Below are 378 nucleotides of genomic sequence, written 5' to 3' on the forward strand. Positions count from 1 at the left end.
AATTAGAGGACATTAATGATATCCCACTCGGCAGTTCTAATTCTACCGATGAGTTCTCAAGGACAAATTCAGGATCAGCCATATTGGAAACAATCAACCCTACCTCAAAATACGGCAGCTCCTTGACGGTACCCCAGCTTACATCACCTGGCACAACAAGATAGATGATCGTTGGAGGAACATCTGGAGCAGGACCATGTATAACTTGAGGGTACAAAATACTAGACGGCCAATTTCCATTGCCACCACTATTGTAAATCTTAATAGGCTCATAATTTTTAAGCAGTTTCCCATTTCCGTTTACATAAAGCGATGGAATCTTTTGTTGTGCAAATGTTAGCTGCAGCTCGAACTTATAGATGTACTGATTCTCAGCAT

The 378-nt window shown here is 41.0% G+C and carries 1 protein-coding gene; it reads right to left on the minus strand.

Going from position 1 to position 378, the window contains the following annotated elements; all coding sequences use genetic code 11:
* Nucleotides 1-378, minus strand: a 378-nt coding sequence (locus tag RCF13_RS06655; protein ID WP_308140975.1) for a hypothetical protein, incomplete at both ends; no start/stop codon positions are given.

Source organism: Stenotrophomonas maltophilia group sp. RNC7, from assembly GCF_030910085.1.
In the GTDB taxonomy this organism is placed as follows: Bacteria; Pseudomonadota; Gammaproteobacteria; order Xanthomonadales; family Xanthomonadaceae; genus Stenotrophomonas; species Stenotrophomonas sepilia.